Origin of the sequence: Paenibacillus sp. P46E, from assembly GCF_001909095.1 — a bacterium.
Lineage (GTDB): Bacteria > Bacillota > Bacilli > Paenibacillales > Paenibacillaceae > Paenibacillus_AQ > Paenibacillus_AQ helianthi.
In genome coordinates, this window is the sequence record NZ_LVYZ01000038.1 from 83,355 (window position 1) to 100,759 (window position 17,405).

General features: G+C 42.5%; 16 protein-coding genes and 2 pseudogenes. 3 read left to right on the forward strand and 15 right to left on the reverse strand.

Features of this window, described 5'->3' with window-relative positions; genetic code table 11:
* Nucleotides 1-342: 342 nt before the first annotated feature.
* A complete protein-coding gene (locus tag A3849_RS13275) occupies nt 343-2,721 on the reverse strand; it encodes an alpha-L-arabinofuranosidase C-terminal domain-containing protein (protein ID WP_074111857.1) in 2,379 nt (792 codons plus the stop codon).
* A gap of 802 nt (nt 2,722-3,523) precedes the next feature.
* On the opposite strand from A3849_RS13275, the pseudogene A3849_RS33555 reads away from it, so the two are divergent.
* Nucleotides 3,524-3,761: pseudogene (locus tag A3849_RS33555) on the forward strand (TetR/AcrR family transcriptional regulator); the annotation flags it as partial.
* A gap of 461 nt (nt 3,762-4,222) precedes the next feature.
* Here A3849_RS33555 and A3849_RS13290 read toward each other — a convergent pair.
* The 7 genes from A3849_RS13290 to A3849_RS13335 all read right to left on the reverse strand — a co-directional run bounded on the left by A3849_RS13290 (nt 4,223) and on the right by A3849_RS13335 (nt 9,120).
* Nucleotides 4,223-4,774, reverse strand: a complete 552-nt coding sequence (locus A3849_RS13290; RefSeq protein ID WP_372237763.1) for a sugar O-acetyltransferase — start codon at nt 4,772-4,774, stop codon at nt 4,223-4,225.
* Between the two features lie 131 nt (nt 4,775-4,905).
* Nucleotides 4,906-6,027 (reverse strand): cyclophilin-like fold protein, encoded by a 1,122-nt coding sequence (locus A3849_RS32100; RefSeq protein WP_083613492.1) that lies wholly within the window; start codon nt 6,025-6,027, stop codon nt 4,906-4,908.
* A 6-nt stretch (nt 6,028-6,033) separates the two neighbouring features.
* Nucleotides 6,034-6,573, reverse strand: a complete 540-nt coding sequence (locus A3849_RS13315) for a cyclophilin-like fold protein (RefSeq protein ID WP_074111859.1) — start codon at nt 6,571-6,573, stop codon at nt 6,034-6,036.
* Between the two features lie 74 nt (nt 6,574-6,647).
* Nucleotides 6,648-7,238 (reverse strand): cyclophilin-like fold protein, encoded by a 591-nt coding sequence (locus A3849_RS13320; RefSeq protein WP_218619236.1) that lies wholly within the window; start codon nt 7,236-7,238, stop codon nt 6,648-6,650.
* Nucleotides 7,239-7,306: 68 nt separating this feature from the next.
* The gene (locus A3849_RS13325; protein WP_074111860.1) at nt 7,307-8,002 is read right to left on the reverse strand and encodes a DUF4405 domain-containing protein; all 696 of its coding nucleotides are present in this window, start codon (nt 8,000-8,002) and stop codon (nt 7,307-7,309) included.
* A gap of 20 nt (nt 8,003-8,022) precedes the next feature.
* On the reverse strand, nt 8,023-8,742 hold the full coding sequence (locus A3849_RS13330) for a flavodoxin (RefSeq protein ID WP_074111861.1): 720 nt from the start codon (nt 8,740-8,742) through the stop codon (nt 8,023-8,025).
* Between the two features lie 45 nt (nt 8,743-8,787).
* On the reverse strand, nt 8,788-9,120 hold the full coding sequence (locus A3849_RS13335; RefSeq protein WP_074111862.1) for a carboxymuconolactone decarboxylase family protein: 333 nt from the start codon (nt 9,118-9,120) through the stop codon (nt 8,788-8,790).
* 257 nt (nt 9,121-9,377) lie between these two features.
* Here A3849_RS13335 and A3849_RS13340 point away from each other — a divergent pair, with 257 nt between their 5' ends.
* The gene (locus A3849_RS13340; protein ID WP_074111863.1) at nt 9,378-9,923 is read left to right on the forward strand and encodes a TetR/AcrR family transcriptional regulator; all 546 of its coding nucleotides are present in this window, start codon (nt 9,378-9,380) and stop codon (nt 9,921-9,923) included.
* A gap of 248 nt (nt 9,924-10,171) precedes the next feature.
* On the opposite strand, the gene A3849_RS13345 is transcribed toward A3849_RS13340, so the two are convergent.
* From A3849_RS13345 to A3849_RS13355, 3 genes are all read right to left on the reverse strand, one after another.
* On the reverse strand, nt 10,172-11,152 hold the full coding sequence (locus tag A3849_RS13345) for an aldo/keto reductase (RefSeq protein WP_074111864.1): 981 nt from the start codon (nt 11,150-11,152) through the stop codon (nt 10,172-10,174).
* 256 nt (nt 11,153-11,408) lie between these two features.
* Entirely contained in the window at nt 11,409-12,152 is a 744-nt protein-coding gene (locus tag A3849_RS13350) for an SDR family oxidoreductase (RefSeq protein WP_074111865.1), read from the reverse strand.
* 90 nt (nt 12,153-12,242) lie between these two features.
* On the reverse strand, nt 12,243-13,079 hold the full coding sequence (locus tag A3849_RS13355; protein WP_074111866.1) for an aldo/keto reductase: 837 nt from the start codon (nt 13,077-13,079) through the stop codon (nt 12,243-12,245).
* A gap of 160 nt (nt 13,080-13,239) precedes the next feature.
* On the opposite strand from A3849_RS13355, the gene A3849_RS13360 reads away from it, so the two are divergent.
* Nucleotides 13,240-13,782, forward strand: a complete 543-nt coding sequence (locus tag A3849_RS13360) for a TetR/AcrR family transcriptional regulator (RefSeq protein ID WP_074111867.1) — start codon at nt 13,240-13,242, stop codon at nt 13,780-13,782.
* A gap of 217 nt (nt 13,783-13,999) precedes the next feature.
* On the opposite strand, the gene A3849_RS13365 is transcribed toward A3849_RS13360, so the two are convergent.
* The 4 genes and pseudogenes from A3849_RS13365 to A3849_RS13380 all read right to left on the reverse strand — a co-directional run bounded on the left by A3849_RS13365 (nt 14,000) and on the right by A3849_RS13380 (nt 17,401).
* Complete coding sequence (locus A3849_RS13365; protein ID WP_074111868.1) at nt 14,000-14,311, reverse strand: hypothetical protein; 312 nt, start codon at nt 14,309-14,311, stop codon at nt 14,000-14,002.
* Nucleotides 14,312-14,377: 66 nt separating this feature from the next.
* Nucleotides 14,378-15,063: pseudogene (locus A3849_RS13370) on the reverse strand (aldo/keto reductase).
* 473 nt (nt 15,064-15,536) lie between these two features.
* Nucleotides 15,537-16,388: an aldo/keto reductase gene (locus A3849_RS13375; protein WP_074111869.1), complete on the reverse strand. Its 852-nt coding sequence runs from the start codon at nt 16,386-16,388 to the stop codon at nt 15,537-15,539.
* A gap of 251 nt (nt 16,389-16,639) precedes the next feature.
* Nucleotides 16,640-17,401 carry an SDR family oxidoreductase gene (locus tag A3849_RS13380; RefSeq protein ID WP_074111870.1) on the reverse strand — a complete coding sequence of 254 codons (762 nt, stop codon included), beginning with the start codon at nt 17,399-17,401 and terminating at the stop codon, nt 16,640-16,642.
* Nucleotides 17,402-17,405 lie beyond the last annotated feature (4 nt).

The window sequence follows — 17,405 nt, forward strand, 5'->3', positions numbered from 1 at the left end:
TTATGTTTTTGTCGACCGACATTTTTTCATTGTTGTTAGAGGACAAGAACTTAGCATCTTGTAGGAGACAGAACTGTCCCATTGCCGAATCCCCCGCTTCTTCTGGCAAAAAAACAATTCATTATTAATTAGGTATACATGAAATATAGTGTTATTCCTGTGTCCTTTAGTGTGATAAAGCCTTTTGAAAATCCATGCTTATCCGGTTTCCAATATTCATTAACCTGGAATCTGATGTCCTGCTTACGAAAATTCTTCAGCCACTCTGCTTCATGTTATATCATCGGATATGAACCGCACCTCTTGTTTAACTGCAATGATGCTTTTGGTTGGTCTTAATTGCTATAACTTTATTTTCAAGATCACTACAGCTCGCGCAGGAACATTATACAGACTTCCATCCAACTCGAGCGGCAAAGAAACCGGTAAAACGCGTGCAGGCTGTTCCATCGAATTGAACGCATCAGGCTCGTCGGCGGTTAAAATACATTGCTCGCCTACGATACGTTCCATCGTCGCCCCTTTTATCTCTAGTTCTGTGTAAATATCGAACGGCGATGGATTGACCAACTTCACGATGAGCTCGTTCGTGGATTCGTCAAGAGTCGTCACCGCAGTCATGAAAGGAATGGCACCGTAAGCGTGCTCGTGTATGAGTTGCCCATCAATGAAACATCTGATACGTTTAGATTCCACAACAATGTGCATCTGTCTTGTCTTTCCGGGCGACAAGTCTATCTTTGCATTCGGAGCGAGTTTCACACGCGACCACCCAACAATGCGAACGAGTCGGCTTTCTCCATCAGGGTCTAACTCCCATAAGAAATAGTTTTGTTCGTTTCCTTTATTGTGTCGATCGAGAAAGCGCAGTTTAAAACCCGCTTCGCCTGTCGTTACGTTCAATTTCACCTCATAAGTTTGCCAAGAAGCCTTGCCGATCCAAAGAGCATCTTCGGTAACTTCGCAGGAAAGCGAATTGCTTGTAAGTTCCTCTAGCTGCAGTAACGTATTTTCTCCGGAAATGACCGAGATGCCCTCGACCTGTCCGAGCTGGCTCAGACTCACTCCAAGCCCCCCATGAATATCCGGTGAGTAGCACTCTGTCTCAACCTGACAATCAACCACTACGTCGCCTCTATTCTGGCCGAACATCTTCTGGACATAGTAGGAAGGTGTCCCGTACGTCCGCGTCCCGTCAAAATAGATTAAATTCGGTTCCCATACCGTATGATGAATATTCGCAAACAAGGGTGCATATGAGGACATTACGACTAAATCCTGATTTCGCTCCATCCCCACCATGAATGCCGCTTCACTTAACGCGCCTTGCAATGTTCCATTTTGATTGTTCACGGTCATTGCATATTCGCCTACATAAATTTTCGGGCCGCTGCGGTCATAATGATCGTACATGTCATGATATAACTGATAAAACTCATTATCAGCGTAAAAGTGTTCGTCTACGATTTCAACAGGCAACCCCTTGGTCTCCGTTCCTACTTCCCAGTGCGTGTTCCAAATCGTAATAATATCCGGGTAAGCAGATTTAAGCGCATCGTAGAATACTTTGTAACGCACATTATACTCCGGGCCAAAATTTTCGTTTCCGATTTCAATATACTTCAGTCCGAACGGCTCCGGGTGACCGTTCTCCGCCCGCATGGCGCCCCACTTGCTCGTTACCGGGCCATTCGCATATTCAACAGCATCCAGCATGTCCTGCACCCATTCCTCAAGTTCTTCCATCGACACGAGCTCACCAGGCCTTCCTTGGCAAGTTAATCCGCAATTGACGACGAACATCAGCTCCATCCTCATGTCTTCAGCCATTTGCAAATACTCATGGAACCCAAGTCCATTGGTGGTGCGGTAATTCCAAAGTGTCCAATGGGAAATCCGTTCAGTCGGGTCGCCGACCGTCTTTTTCCATCTGTACGCAGTCTCGATCGAAAACCCTTCAACAAAGCAACCTCCAGGGAAGCGAAGGAAACTCGGACTGAGCCCTTGCAGCATGTTAACAAGGTCGGTCCGTAGACCATTCTTACGGCCTTTGAACGTATCTTTCGGGAACAAGGAAACGAACTCGAGCCAGAACGTTCCTTCCCCTTTTGCGGAAATGATAAGTATTGCGTTGGAATCCGTGCTGTTGCTCTCAATCAACAACTCATATTTCTGCCATTCTGACGAATCGATTTGCACTTTTTGCATCGAGTATACGGAGGATTGAGAAGTATCTTTTAGGGTAATCTCCAGCACTCCATCGAATTCAAGGCTTTTTCTTGCAAAGAAGGATAATTCATATCTACAGCCGGCTTGAATAGGGATTCCCCAAAAGCCGTTATTCGTCACAGCCACAGGTCCTCCCACAACGTTCACAATATCTATTCGTAGGGACACAGGATTCGCGGAATTCAAGGGTTTTGACTCGTCGAGTGCCATCTTAGCATCCGAACCGACAGGGCAGAACAACTCCCATCCCGGAATTAGGTCCGAATGTTCAAACGGGGCACTCCATCCAGCAGGTGTGTGTAACGTACAACCATCGACATGGCACCGTTCGGGTATCAAAGTATCCTCAAACGAACGGTTGCGGATCAGTTCTGCATATAATCCTCCATCACCAGCTCGATTAATTTCCTCGAAGAACAAGCCGTATAAGTTTCTACTTACGGGGAATCGCTTATGGCCGGCATGAATTGTTATTTTCGCAGTTGAACTCATTGTTACTCAACCTTCCTCACTTATGTTGATGTACGTTCAAGAGATGGTATTCATTTCCCATACCTGAAAGCTCTCCACCTCCAACGCAGTTTTGTGCAAATATCAGGACACGGTTACTTTGTTCCAATATTGGATACACACTTACAGATATGCATACCCATCATTTACGAATACCTCGATCACGCTTTTATTGAGCAGAACCCGAACGTTTAATTTTGGTTCCTTAAAGTGATAAGATTGTTCCTGCGGCTGTTATTCGGATGATCCGACTTACATTCAGGCACAGGGTGCACACTTAATCGATCCCCGACCATTTGATAACCCGCGGAATGCTTTGTATTCCCGAGTAATCGAAAAAGTCCAAACTCCCGCCACTGTCGAAATTATTGATCCATCTCCAAAAAAGAACCTGATCTTCATCATCCGTGGAAAGACTGGTTGCGTAATATCCGCATCGACTGCCATCGAGACTCCCCTTTTTTTACCCTCATTATTTTTCCACTCGTTAATGTCCTATAGCAAGAGTTAACCCGTTGATTCTCGATTACAATGCAGCCAAACTACTTACCAGTACCAAGACGAAAAGATTAGTTGCCAAATAGATCATAATGAGCGAACACAATCTTTTCTTGATAAAACTGAAATTCTGAACATAATATATGGGCTTCGACCATTTCTATCTCCCCTGCATATAATCTTTATTGATCGATTAGGCGACATATGTATAATAATAAATAGAAACAAGCTGCTTGCAATCGTTAAATTAACGTTATTTGTCGATTATTGGACAAATGATCAATAAATGCTTATTATTAAATGCGTTATTGAACTGATGTCTGAAAAATTTTGATGGCATTACATTACATGATATTTCCGACAGGGCAAATGTTAACCGTGCAACCATATATCTTCATTACATTGATAAATTTGATTTACTGGATAAGCTCATTGATTGACTAATTAACGAAATGCGGGAAATCAATGAATATGCATGTGAAATGGATTGGAGAGATGCTAATATGGTCTACTTCAAATATTTTGGATCTTTTCTCCCTATGACATAAACAAAGGCTCCGACTCCGACGAGTTTAATTGCAATCGACCCGCACTTCGAGTAGCTCCAACTACCAGTGCTATATATTTCCCCGGATTTTCCCCATCCTTTATTTCACCCCCTTTTTGTCGTTAAAAAACCCAATGAAACTCCCCGAAGCATACTGCAGGGAGTTTCATTGGGTTTGAGAGTTTATACAATATTGCTTTCCGGAACGCCATCCAGATCAGTCATCAAGTCAAAAAGTTGGCCCAGCTTATCCGTTCCATTCAGGATATCCGGAAGTAGCTTCTCTATATAGGCGCGAATCGGAGCTGGACCTCCTGTAAGGGTTATGTTGCGCCTGAACAGGCTTGTGAAACCGACAGGAGCTTCATCATACTGCGGAACGCCAACGCGGCTGATTACGACGCCAGCTCGTACGGCTCCCAGGTAGAACCTCTCATTTTATTCAATCTTCTTTATAATTTTCGCAGGAACACCTGCTGCAACCGTATTGGGTGGAACATCCTTGGTGACAACTGCACCGGCGGATACGATAGAATTTTCTCCAATCGTAACACCTGGCATGATCATCGCGCCTGCTCCCAGCCAAGCGTTCTTCTTGATAACAATAGGAGTAGATATTGTGGATTGTCTTTTAGCTGGATCCAATGGGTGGTTAATTGTAATCAGGTTAACTTTAGGCCCAACTAATACGTTATCTCCGATGGTTATACCGCCTCTGTCCATAAAGGTACAAGCGTGATTGATAAACACATTTTTCCCAACTCTGATATTTTTGCCGAAATCCGTGTAAAAAGGGGGAAGAAGTCCAAACGAAGCATCAACCTCTGCTCCCGTTAACCTCGAAAATAATTTCCTGACTTCTTCCGCTTCATGATATGAGTTGTTTAATTCCATTGTAATTTTCTGTGCTTCAACAATAAGATTGCAAATTTTATAATACTCCGGATCATTCAAAGAAATTAACTCTCCATTTTTATCTCGTTCAAGAATGTCTTTCGGATTCATTTGACTTTACTCCTTTCCATATAAAGTATTTAAGATTGATTTTGCCCATTAGAGTTGCAACTATGCTAATACTTCAGACATTACGGGAAACATACCATTCTTCTCCTCCTTCTGTATTAGTCATTGATGGAAAATGTAACTTGAACAGCCCCCGTCCCAAGCGCTGCTGTGAGTCCGGAGATGTCCTCTATATATCCGAGTTTAGTGTAACCACCATATGAATTGGAAAATGTATTGTAGAAAAGCACCAGGCTGTTGGAGGACCACACCATGATTTCTCCTGAATGAATGGTTGCCGGTGCTTCTGTTGATGCAACAGGCAAACCGCTTTGGAAAAGATAGTATTTCTCTTGACCATTCAGTTCTGACATGTTTACTGTCATCGGCATCTGTGTAATCAATGCCCTTATTGTTTCATTGTCATTCATTTTTGCTTTGAAAGTCGCATTCCCGACAGTGATATTCATGTTAATCATTGTATTCTCCTCGGATTGTGCCGGAATGGTTGCAGCCGGATGCTCGGGTTCTGTTAATGATGCAGAGGCGGTCGGTTTAGCAGATTCTTCTATCGATATGTTGTCTAAAAAGCGCATTAGCATAGTTGCAGCCTGTGCACGGGTTACAGGGTCTGAGGGCAACAATTTGCCGCCACTTCCCTGCAGATTTTGAGTGCCAACCATCCAGTGCATGGCAGTCTTCGCATAAGCGCTGACCTCTGATGAATCGGTATAACCATCCAAAGTGGTATACGCAGAGATGTCATAACTCTTCGCTTCGGCGTAACGGTACAGGATCGTTGCGAATTGCTCACGGGTAATTAGGCTGAATGGTGAAAATCTCCTCTCGTCTACACCGGTAACGATCCGGTTGGCTTCCGCCCATGCTACAGCTGAGGCGTAGTAGCTGCCACCAGGAACATCGGAAAAACCACCGTTGCCTGCTTCCGGAGAACCTTCGATGCGGTGCAGCACAGTGACAAGCATTGCCCGGCTCATAGGTGTTTCCGGCTCGAAGTCCCCTGCCCCGGTACCGCCCATCAGGCTTTCCTCCGTCATAAAGTCTACGGCGGTACGATACCAAACGCTATCTGAAATATCGTTATAGTCCGCCGCAAAAGCAGTGATACCTGTACTGAAAGTGAGAACAGTTCCCAGCAGCAGACTAATCAGTATTGATGTTTGGATTTTCCTCACATAATCATCTCCTTCTCTAGATAACTTTAACTCCAGATTCAACACGCCGGTTCATTCTGCAAGCGACCAGGTAACTTGTATATCCCCTGAACCAAGCGCAGCTGCCAGATTTGACGGATCGTCGACACTTCCGAGCGGTACATAACCGTCGTAAGAATTGGGGAAGGTTTGATAAAAAAGTACCAGTGTATTTCCAGACCAGCACATAATGTCACCGGCATGAATTGTTGCAGGGCTTTCGGTAGATGCAGCAGGAAGCTCCTCGGACAGATCATTATACTTCTCCAGCCCGTTCAGTTCATTCATTTGGATGGTCATCGGAAACTGCGCCACCAGGGCTTGTGTCGTTTCATTGTTATTTAATGTTGCTATAAATGTGCTGCCGCCAACAATAATATGGATGGGAATCACGCTGTTTTCCTCCAACTCATTATCTTCTGTTTCAGCAAGTGTGTTTTCCTTAAGCGATTCTGAAGGCTGCTCAGTTGTTTCTGCAGCAGATCCGGAATTCACTCCATTATTTGTTGAGCTGCAGGCCGCCACTACAAATATAATAGAAAAGCAAAAGAGCAAGTTTAAGATTTTACGCATGTTTACCTCCTAATTTTAAAATCCATCGACCCATGCGAACTGGTTCAGGGCTAGGGATGAGTTTGAGAAACTGCTTAATCCGCTAGTTCGATCAGCACATCATAGCTGCCCTTCAGTTCACTGATTACTGACAATTTACTGTTGATTTTTCCAATGTTCACCTGATAACCATATTGTTCTGATTTCTCTTCATCTTCAAAAAGGATGGTAAAATAATTTGCATCAGTGGCAAAATCAATATCACCATTTAGCCAACCGAAATGCACATCTTCTTCGCTGTACTCTAGTGGATCGTCCATTACGCCGCAGAAATCGTGGGAAAAACGATTTACATGTACGGTATACGGCAGCTTGGAGATTAGATCTTGCGCCGTAATGCTGTCGTTCAGCGTGCCGGGAATCACCACATCACCGAAATGCATATTGATTTTAGTGCCGCCCTCCAGGACACGAGTGGGTATGGAAGGGTCGTCTGTCTGGATCCGGGCGCCGTCGGAGGCCACACGCATCGGATTATCATCATGTACCAGAGCTCCCTCAGAGGTTTCTGCCAGTGCGCCGGCTGTAGATTGTATAGCCTCGCCAACAACGCCATTTCCGTTACTGCAGGCTGCAAGTATAACAATCAACAGTACTGCAAAGGGAACAGCCAAAAGTTTTTCCATTAAATTCACAAACCCTTTCTTTCCAACCCGAAAAAAATATGAGCAAGCCGTACAAAATGAGGATAAAGCTATTTTTTTAGCTTTCCCCTTTTAGGCGAAATCCGCTGTATGCCTTTTGCTGCATAATAGGCGACACAGATGCAAAGCCCAATCATCGCCAAATAGTCCGCAAAATATAATACCGGGTACTGTTCAAATTCAAACGAAATGAACATTGTTTTCAAAAAAAGATATGAAGCAATATCGTGCCGGATAAAGGCATAGACACCGTATGCGGTAATTCCTGCCGCGATGACCCGCAGTATAACCTTACGGGTTCCAGATGGCTTAGCAATTCGGACCGCTTTACGCATCATCATCATAATCATGTTCCAATGTAAGCCGACATGCACGGACATGAAGATAAAACCCCAATAGGAAGCAAGCATATGCAATTCTCTTGCAAAGGACTTCCCCCCGTGAATGGACATAAAAGCAAAGGGATAACGGGACATCATAATGCCGCTGACCATCAGACCGATCATGCATATAAACACCGACAGATTCACCGCGGTTTGAAAGATACGGAATGCCGTATACTTCCCTTTCCGCAAATTTTTGTACCATCTGAAGTTCAGCAGGTTGTGAGTGATGAACATTACAAACATGGCGACGCCGATCCATTCATGCGCCTTCTGCCCGGTCAGGATGAAAGCCATGAGAATGGGCAGCATTATACTCATGACCAGATCAAGGACTATTTTAATCATAGCTTTGTGTTTCATCGTTCCTCCCCTTAGTTGCTTCAGTTAGTCATTCCAAGCTGATCCAGCCACTTGTTCACCTCTTGCTCGGCATCGACGGCATCTCCGCCTCTGACGGCAAGCCCGTCCAATACGGATGCGCCGGTCAACATGTTTTTTATTGTCTGGTCATTGTTTGAAAACCGGCTGCCTTCATGGGTAGTAAAAGGAATCACTGTTTTACCTGAAAAGTCGTATTCCTCCAAAAAGGTATACACGGCCATCGGCAGGTCGTACCACCAGTTCGGGAAACCTATAAAGATGGTGTTGTAATCATCCATGTTTTCCGCATGAGCGCTCAGCTCCGGCCGTGCTTTCTCCTTTTGCTGTTCCTGGCCCAAATCTACAACTGTATCATAATCGGCAGGGAATTTATTTACAGTTTCGATGAGAAACCGCTCGCCACCTACAGCGTTCTGAATCAGATCCGCGATAATCTCCGTATTGCCTGCAAGCACACCATCCTGGAGGTTTAGACTGGCGCTGGTAACGGCATCCACACTTGGATCAAAATCCGTATTGCCGACACGGGAAAAGTACGCAATGAGGATTTTCCTTTCACTTGGAACCGTCTGAGCTGCATTGTTGTTTTCAGTAACATGACCAGCAGAACTATCAGGCGTGTTGATTACGGCCGTACTTTCATCTGATGAACTATTTCCGCATGCTGCTACGGAAAGAATTAACAATACCATAACGAGTAACACAATCGTTTTTTTCATGTATAATCCCCCCTTATAAATTCAAGAATGAATTCTCCTTCGTTCTTATTTATCTTCTGCGAAAACTTTTTTGACAACTTTATAAGCAGACATAGCTCGTAGCCAACCTGCATAAAAAGCAAGCTCGATAATCGTTTCGACGATTTCTTCTTCTGTAAGACCATTTTGTTTGGCACAGTCTATATGAAAGCTTAGGTGCTCTATGTCTACATCCGTAATTAAATTAGCTGTTACATTAATTAGACTGCGATCATGCGGAGACAGTATTCTAAGTCCATAATCATCTTTCAAAAAAAACTTATCGTTTTGTTCATCAAGTTCTGGCATAAAATCGTCAGTTGCTTTCTGTGTACCAAAAGCCCCGTTATGATTTGACATTTCCTTTTCCTTTCCCTATCAAATTTATTAACGAATTTCATAACTTGCTTCAATTTTTCTTGTCCCTATCGCATCGAAAAAATGTATTTATTGCTCAGAGCTACAAATGGAAAATCGATATTGATCGATTAGACGACATGTGTATAATAATATATAGAATCGAGCATCTTACAATCGTTAAATAATCTGTATCTGTCGATTATTTTACAGATTCAACTGAATTGACTATTAACTAAGGGAGTTGGGTGATATCAAATATGTCTAAAATAGATAGAAGAATACTGAGATCACAGGAAGCGATAAAAAAAGCCGTCATTGAATTGATGTCTGAAAAGAATTTTGATGCCATTACTATCCAGGATATTTCCGACAGGGCAAATGTCCACCGGGCAACCATTTACCTACATTACACTGATAAATTTGATCTGCTGGATAAACTGATCGAAGAACATATTAACAACATGAAGGACATCAACCAATATGCATGTGAAATGGAGTGGAGTGAAGCAAATCTGGTCTATTTCGAATATTTTGAGCGACATTATTTATTCTTTTCAACGATGTTAGCGAGTAAAGGAGCTCCTTCGTTTCGTGCACGGTTCCTTGAGTTTCTTATTGAAGAATATAAAGGTGAATTAAATATGAACGAAGAAAGAAATCAGGGATTGGATGAATTGATTGTGGGTTCCTTTATGGGAACAGCTTTCGTAGGAATAGTAGAATGGTGGATTACAAACGGAATGCCACATCCACCTCATGTCATGGCGAACCAAGTTGGGGTATTGCTTGAAAGGGTTGTATAAATCCCGCACATATATCAGGTTTCATAAAAAATCATTATCATTCAAAATAAAGAGAGGAGCCCGCGTATAACTAAAATCCCAAAATGTTTGCCCTTAATACACAATATGTGGACTAGTTGGCCCTTCTACTCTATTTCCTCGATTGATATTAAAGCAAAAAACATCTACCAGAGTTGAATGGCTGATAGATGTCCTTTGATTTTTCACCAATACTGAGATTGCGGACTCAATAGTGTCTTATCCCACAATTACTGATGGCCTACAATTCGATGAGGTACGTAAGGTTCTTCTAACGATGAGATCTCCTCAGATGTTAGCGAGATAGAAATTGCAGATGCAGCAACTTCAAGATGTGAAATTTTAGTAGCTCCAATTATGGGTGCTGTTACCGGTTGTTTTTGTAACAGCCAGGCTAATGCGACCTGTACGCGGGAAATTTCGTGACGTTCTGCAATAACACCAACCTGATCCACGACCAATTGATCTGCCGCTGCTGTAGAATCATATTTTTGTTTCGCAACTTGATCCGTTTCAGATCGATAAGTTAATTCCTTTGGATCTCTTGTTAGTCTTCCTCCTGCGAGTGGACTATAGGGGATTACGCCGATTTGTTCAGCTTTGCAGAGTGGCAACATCTCTCTCTCTTCTTCCCGATATATGAGGTTTAGGTGATTTTGCATGGATACAAACCGAGTCCATCCATGCTTCTCTGCTACAAATAGTGCCTTTTGAAATTGCCAAGCATACATTGCGGAAGCACCAATGTATCTTACTTTTCCAGACTTAACTACGTCATGTAAAGCCTCCATAGTTTCCTCAATCGGCGTATCATAATCCCAACGGTGTATTTGATATAAGTCTACATAATCGGTTCCTAATCGCTTCAGGCTCTTATCTATCTCGGACATGATTGCTTTACGAGAAAGCCCTGCACCATTGGGCCCCTCGTGCATACGCCCATGAAGTTTAGTTGCAATTACAATCTCATCTCGATTTGAATAATCCTTGAGTGCCCGTCCAAGAACTTCTTCGCTTCTCCCTAAGGAATATACGTTCGCGGTATCAAAAAAATTGATCCCCAACTCTAGTGCTTTTTTTATCACGGGTCGACTTTGTTCCTCATTGAGTACCCATTTGTGAACCCAACGCTCCGGATCACCAAAACCCATTGAACCAAGGCAAAGCCGTGATACGTCCAATCCAGTATTTCCAAGCTTCACATATTCCATTTAATTTTCTCCTTTGTTTAAAAAGAATGAACTCACTTCATCTTCCAACATTTGCGATCAGATAATAATTTTTCTCTAAAACCAATGTTATCTCTTTCGCGGATGTATTTCAATTTTTGCGCTATTTATCTACGTCAACTGTTCTATTTCACTTTATTTTCTTCTGGTGTCTTTCATGTCTTTGATTATCATGAGGCTTTTCCGCTTATTAGTCATCATAGACTACTATATTGGTACTGCGAATATTGTTATTCCATTACATAGATTGTTTTGTTGGACGAATTAAAATTTCGTTGATAGCAACACTTTCAGGTGTGTTAATCGCATAAGCTACTGCATCTGCAATATCTTCTGGTCTTAATCCAAAACCTTCTTTACTAGCAGCTTCCTTCAACATTTCTACCATTTGTGGATCATTAATACTGTTAGGTAACTCAGTATCCACTGCCCCTGGAGAGATCATAGTGGTACGGATATTGTTTTCATGTTCCTCTTGTCGCAAACCTTCCATAATGGCACGAACAGCAAATTTCGTTCCGCAATATACGGCAGCGGTAGGCATGACGATATGGCCAGCAACAGAATCAGTCGTAATAATATGACCTGATTGTTGTTTTTTCATGACTGGTAATGCAGCAGCAATCCCATTTAGAACACCCATGATGTTGATTTCTAACATTTGTCGCCACTCATCAAAACGGTTTTCTGAAAGTAGAGCTAGTGGCATAACACCAGCGTTATTGTACATTACATCTACACGACCATATTTTTCAATTGCAAAATCAACAACTGCTTGAACTTCCTCTTTTTTTGTTACATCTGCAACTAAATATGATATTTCAACATTTGGCAATGATTCAACAAGTGATTTCAAACGGTCTTCACGGCGAGCGGCAATCACCAGTTTTGCTCCTTCTTGTGCAAGCTTTTTGGTAGTTGCTTCACCAATCCCACTTGATGCACCCATAATAACAACAACTTTATCTTTGATTTTAGACATAATAAATAACACCTCTTCTTAGTTTTTAGATATAATTTCGTTCAAGCAAGCTAATTGTTTAGTGTTCCGGTTCGAGTTCTAACCAATCTATTAAGTACTCATCCATTTCACAATTTCAGGGTCGGAATGAGAAAAGAACAAACTCTTTCCTGTATCTAACGCAGTAATCTTATTCATATCGCCTTGGCTTAATTCGAAATCGAAGATATTGATGTTTTCGATGATTCTTTCCTTATGAACAGATTTTGGAATTACAACAACCCCTCTTTGTATCAACCAACGTAAAACCACCTGGGCGACTGATTTATTGTATTCTTTCGCTATGGATACTAAAACCTCGTTATGGAAGAGGTTATTTCTTCCTTCAGCAAAAGGTCCCCATGCTTCTATATGAACGCCATTCTCTTTCATGAATTCCGCACTTTCAGTTTGCTGATAGAAAGGATGGGCTTCAACCTGATTTACTGCGGGAACGACATCATTATGAATGATCAAATCCACTAGACGGTCAGGATAGAAGTTGCTAACGCCAATTGCCCTGATCTTGCCCTCACGGTACAACTCCTCCATAGCCCGCCAAGAACCATATACATCCCCATATGGCTCATGAATTAAATATAAATCTAAATAATCCAACTGTAGTTTTTCTAGGGATTTTTCGAATGCTTTCTTTGTGTTCTCATACCCAGCATCTTTAACCCAAAGTTTTGTTGTAATAAATAGTTCTTCTCTTGAGACACCGCTTCGTTTGATGGCTCTTCCAACCGCCTCTTCATTTAAATAAATAGCAGCGGTATCAATCAAACGATAGCCCGCCATAATTGCATCAAACACAGCCTGTTCACATTGGCTTGGTTCCTCAATTTGATAAACACCGAAGCCAAGAATAGGCATTTTAATACCGTTGTTCAAAATAACATTTTGCATATCGAGCCCTCCTCTTTATACTCTCGTATGGAATAAACCTCACTTGAGTATTATGATAATAAAGAAAGCATCTCGCAATGGCCAGATACGGAGCCTTTGCGGAATAAGTAACAGAAATAAAGATTATGGGGTATAAGTATGGAAAGGTGGCAGACCGTAAATGTCTAAAGTCGATCGACGTATTTTAAAGTCGCAAGAAGCGATTAAAAAAGCAGTTGTTGAATTAATGAAAGAAAGAGACTTTGATCACATTACAATTCAAGAAATTTCCGACAGAGCAAACTTGAACCGCAAAACAATTTATTTACACTACAAGGATAAGTACGATTTATTGGATAAGCTCATTGAAGAACATATCAATGAACTCCGGGAAATCTGCTATCCCCAATCCCCTTCGGATAAAGTCAATATTACCTGGTTTGAATACTTTGAGAGACATAGTGCATTCTTTTCAGCATTGCTGACGAGTAAAGGAGCTTCCTTCTTCCGCAGCAGATTCCTTGATTTTGTTATTGAGGATATTCGCATGGGGTGGGAAAAAATCGAGGGGAAAAAGAACGGATTAAACGAGGACATCATGATCCATTTTTTTGCACCAGCATACGTAGGACTCGTAGAGTGGTGGTTTACAAATAGCATGCCCTATCCACCAAGCGTTATGCATAAACAAGCGGAGTTTATGTTAGACATGAATTTGTCATAGATTCCAAAATGTATAATTCTCGTAAAATGACATTCGATCACATGACAGTATTAAACTTAGAAAGCGTTGCGACTTGCATCGATACTGATGATATGGTTATTGAACCCAATTCTTGTTCACCCTTTCCTTCCACAGCGAGGAAAGGGTGAAATTTTTTCGTACTTCCACAAGCATGTCCATCACGCCCATTCACACCCTTCTACATATACATTTAGTTTTACAAAATGAGTATTATTCCGAACGGCTGGACTGACCAGCGCTGGACCGAAAACCGCCGCTTAATACGAACATTTGATCTCCTTTGCCGTTGAAGGTCTGAAGTTCCTGACTGCATATTAGAAGTAATAAGAGGTCGGCCAACGAGATGGTCGACTTCTATTTTAGTATTCAGCAATAGTACCGAGTCTTGTCCAATTTCGGCAATTAAACTAAGTTCTTGTCCACTGACACTCTTTGCCGCACCATGCCATTGTTTAACACCATCATGGGTGAGGATTACATCACCGGCTTTCCGGAAAAATAACGCCATCTTTGACTTCCTCATGTTTTGCCACTTTTGTCCCCCCCTGTAAATGCCAATAATATAGGTACCTGTTTACTTTAATTTCCCTCCAAATACGGGGAAGAAGCTATGCTCACCATAATTTTGAATGGGCTCTACGTGTTTCAAAGTCTTCATATCTGTATCGCTGATTACAAAATTAAGCGCTGCATTGTTTCTCATATGCTCTGGCTTTGCCGTCTTAGGAATAACTACAAGACCAAGCTTGATATCATATCGAAGACTAAGCTGGGCAACAGATACTCCATACTTATCTGCTATGACCTTAACCTCTGCATGATCAAGGACTGCTCCATGTGCAAATGGTGAATAAGCCTCTACGAGGATGTCATTCTTCCGGCAGAATTCAATCAGTTCCACAGGCGTATTGCTCACATGTGCCAGGATCTGATTGACCATAGGCTTGATCTCACAGCCAGCGAGAATATTCTCTATGTCATCCTGAAGGAAGTTAGAAGGCCGATTGCTATTACTTTTCCTACCTTATAAACATTTTCCAATGTTTTCCATACTACTTTGTTTTCTTCGAAGTAACGGTTTTCCTCACGGAATTCCTTCCAACGCTGTGGGCTGTGAATGATCAGAAGGTCAATGTAATCGAGTTCTAATTTTTCTAACGATTCATCAATGGACTTCGTAACTTCATCTTCGTTCTTTGCTTCTGCCGCAACCTTTGTCGTAATAAAAAGTTCTTCTCTTGCAACTCCGCAGGAACGGATTTAGGCTTTAACAAACGCACTATCGGTAGATGTCCAATGACATAAAGTTGCCTACATAAATGACACAATGTTACCTACAATCCTATATCTGAATCTGGCTGTGAGTTGAAGCAAATCCAGTTGCATTGGTGAAGCTAATCTAGTTGCATACCCCCTATTTGGACAAAGAACTTATACATATTTAATTCATTTCAGCATTATAGAGTGATATTCGCATCTCTTCGTCGGTCAAATGAGTATATATCATCGTAGTCTTGAAATTCTTAACCTAGGGATATCGTTATTCTCTTTATGATATCGGGTTGCAAATGAGTGTCTTAATGCGTGTCCCGCACGCACGCCGACATTGAAACACAAAAGAAACCCAAGGCCATTAAAAGACCTGGGCTTCTCGACACTCTGAGGACAGGGGCACCCTGTCCTTTCTAATAGATGAGGAAAAACGCGTGATGAGTTTACTGTTCGATCAAGGATTACAGCTCGACTCTCGAGGTGCCCAGCATCTTGGCAGATTTCGGATCGTGGAAGGATAAGAATAAACTCTCCCGAGTATCGAGGGTGGAGATTTGTTCGATATCGTCTGCACTCAATTCGAAATCGAAAATGTTGATGTTTTCGATGATCCGCTCTTTTCTCACCGATTTTGGAATTACAACGACTTCATGCTGAACAAGCCAGCGCAGCACGACCTGGGCGACGGACTTGTTGTGTTTTTCTGCGATCGAGACCAGCACTTCGTTGCCGAACATGTTGCCCAGTCCTTCAGCGAACGGCGCCCACGACTGGTGCTGCACTCTCTGCTCTTTCATAAAAGCGGCGTTCTCAGTCTGCTGGTAGAACGGGTGCGTTTCGATCTGGTTGACTGCGGGCACGATGTCGTTATGCACGATGAGGTCCATCAGACGGTCGGGCAGGAAGTTGCTGACACCGATCGCCTTGATCTTGCCTTCGCGGTACAGGTCTTCCATCGCACGCCAAGCGCCGTAGTAATCGCCGAACGGCAGGTGAATAAGGTATAGATCGAGATAGTCGAGCTGCAGCTTTTTCAAAGATTTAGCAAACGCCAGCTTGGCACTCTCGTAACCGGCATCCTGAACCCAAAGCTTGGTCGTGATGAACAGCTCTTCGCGTGGCACGCCGCTACGCTTGATCGCACGTCCTACCGCTTCCTCGTTAAGGTAACCGGCCGCGGTATCGATCAGGCGATAACCAGCCATCAGAGCTTCATATACGGCGTTCTCGCATTCTTCAGCATCCGGCACTTGAAAGACACCAAAGCCGATGATCGGCATTTTCACACCATTGTTCAATGTTACGGTTTGCATTGTAATTTTCCTTCCAGTGTTCAAATGTATAAAAACAATCGGCACGTATCCCTGAAATCGGGCACTGAAGCAGGGATGTCACTTACGTAAGATTTTCATTATAATAAGCCTACCGCCTCCGTGTTATACGAAGAAAAGCGTCATTACTATTCTGCATATTGACTCTCTACCAACGATATTTTTTATTACTATAGACTTTAAATAAGGCATAGCTTGGTAACAATGAAACCGACAGTCATAGAAGGATGCAATTAATGGTCTGTTGGTGCTTGGGTCGCCATATCGTTAAGTTGGATTACAAAAGCTCCTTCATTTGGGCCTTGATTATCACGAATCATTTTCGCTTGTTCCACTAGAACCTCTTCAGCATCGGTACCGAGTAATCTTATTGTTCCTTCAATGAATGCTTCAAGTGGCATCGCATGCGGATCGTCTTTGAGATCTGTCATGAGTTCCGTTTGAACCCCAGGTGGTATAATTTCTAATACTTTTACTGTTGTATCTTTAAGCAAATAACGTTGTGATAAGGTATAAGAATGGAGCGCTGCTTTTGTCGCCGAATACACCGCAGTCGCTGCGTACGGAATAAACCCAATTGAAGAAGTCGTATTAATGATCACAGCTTCTTCTTTAGACTTCAAATGTTCAATTAATGAAGACGTCATTCGAATTGGTCCAAGCAAATTTGTTGAGACCGTTGAAACCAGAACCTCTTCGTCAATCACACCTGCAGCCTCATCGAAAAGCATGATGCCGGCGTTATTAAATAAGACATTCAAATTAGGGAAGTCCCGAATAAGTTGCTTAGCAGTTTCCTCAATACTGGAAAGATCCTGTATGTCCAGTTCAACTGCAGACATTCCGGGATTAGCACTAAGTACTTCCTCCAGACGCTCTTTTCTTCTACCCGAGATGATTACTTTGTTTCCAAGCTTGTGTAAAGCTTCTGCCAATGCACGTCCAATTCCTGAGCCGCCACCTGTAATGAAGATCGTGTTTCCTGTAAGTTTCATTATA

Bases quoted from the DNA above. Each gene is read 5' to 3' on its own strand.
- A3849_RS13350 (WP_074111865.1), bottom strand. From the start codon at position 12,152: ATGTCTAAAATCAAAGATAAAGTTGTTGTTATTATGGGTGCATCAAGT.
- A3849_RS13375 (WP_074111869.1), bottom strand. From the start codon at position 16,388: ATGCAAACCGTAACATTGAACAATGGTGTGAAAATGCCGATCATCGGC.
- A3849_RS13340 (WP_074111863.1), top strand. From the start codon at position 9,378: ATGTCTAAAATAGATAGAAGAATACTGAGATCACAGGAAGCGATAAAA.
- A3849_RS13315 (WP_074111859.1), bottom strand. From the start codon at position 6,573: ATGCGTAAAATCTTAAACTTGCTCTTTTGCTTTTCTATTATATTTGTA.
- A3849_RS13345 (WP_074111864.1), bottom strand. From the start codon at position 11,152: ATGGAATATGTGAAGCTTGGAAATACTGGATTGGACGTATCACGGCTT.
- A3849_RS13360 (WP_074111867.1), top strand. From the start codon at position 13,240: ATGTCTAAAGTCGATCGACGTATTTTAAAGTCGCAAGAAGCGATTAAA.
- A3849_RS13355 (WP_074111866.1), bottom strand. From the start codon at position 13,079: ATGCAAAATGTTATTTTGAACAACGGTATTAAAATGCCTATTCTTGGC.
- A3849_RS13320 (WP_218619236.1), bottom strand. From the start codon at position 7,238: ATGGAAAAACTTTTGGCTGTTCCCTTTGCAGTACTGTTGATTGTTATA.
- A3849_RS13330 (WP_074111861.1), bottom strand. From the start codon at position 8,742: ATGAAAAAAACGATTGTGTTACTCGTTATGGTATTGTTAATTCTTTCC.
- A3849_RS13380 (WP_074111870.1), bottom strand. From the start codon at position 17,401: ATGAAACTTACAGGAAACACGATCTTCATTACAGGTGGCGGCTCAGGA.
- A3849_RS13325 (WP_074111860.1), bottom strand. From the start codon at position 8,002: ATGAAACACAAAGCTATGATTAAAATAGTCCTTGATCTGGTCATGAGT.
- A3849_RS13275 (WP_074111857.1), bottom strand. From the start codon at position 2,721: ATGAGTTCAACTGCGAAAATAACAATTCATGCCGGCCATAAGCGATTC.
- A3849_RS13365 (WP_074111868.1), bottom strand. From the start codon at position 14,311: ATGGCGTTATTTTTCCGGAAAGCCGGTGATGTAATCCTCACCCATGAT.
- A3849_RS13335 (WP_074111862.1), bottom strand. From the start codon at position 9,120: ATGTCAAATCATAACGGGGCTTTTGGTACACAGAAAGCAACTGACGAT.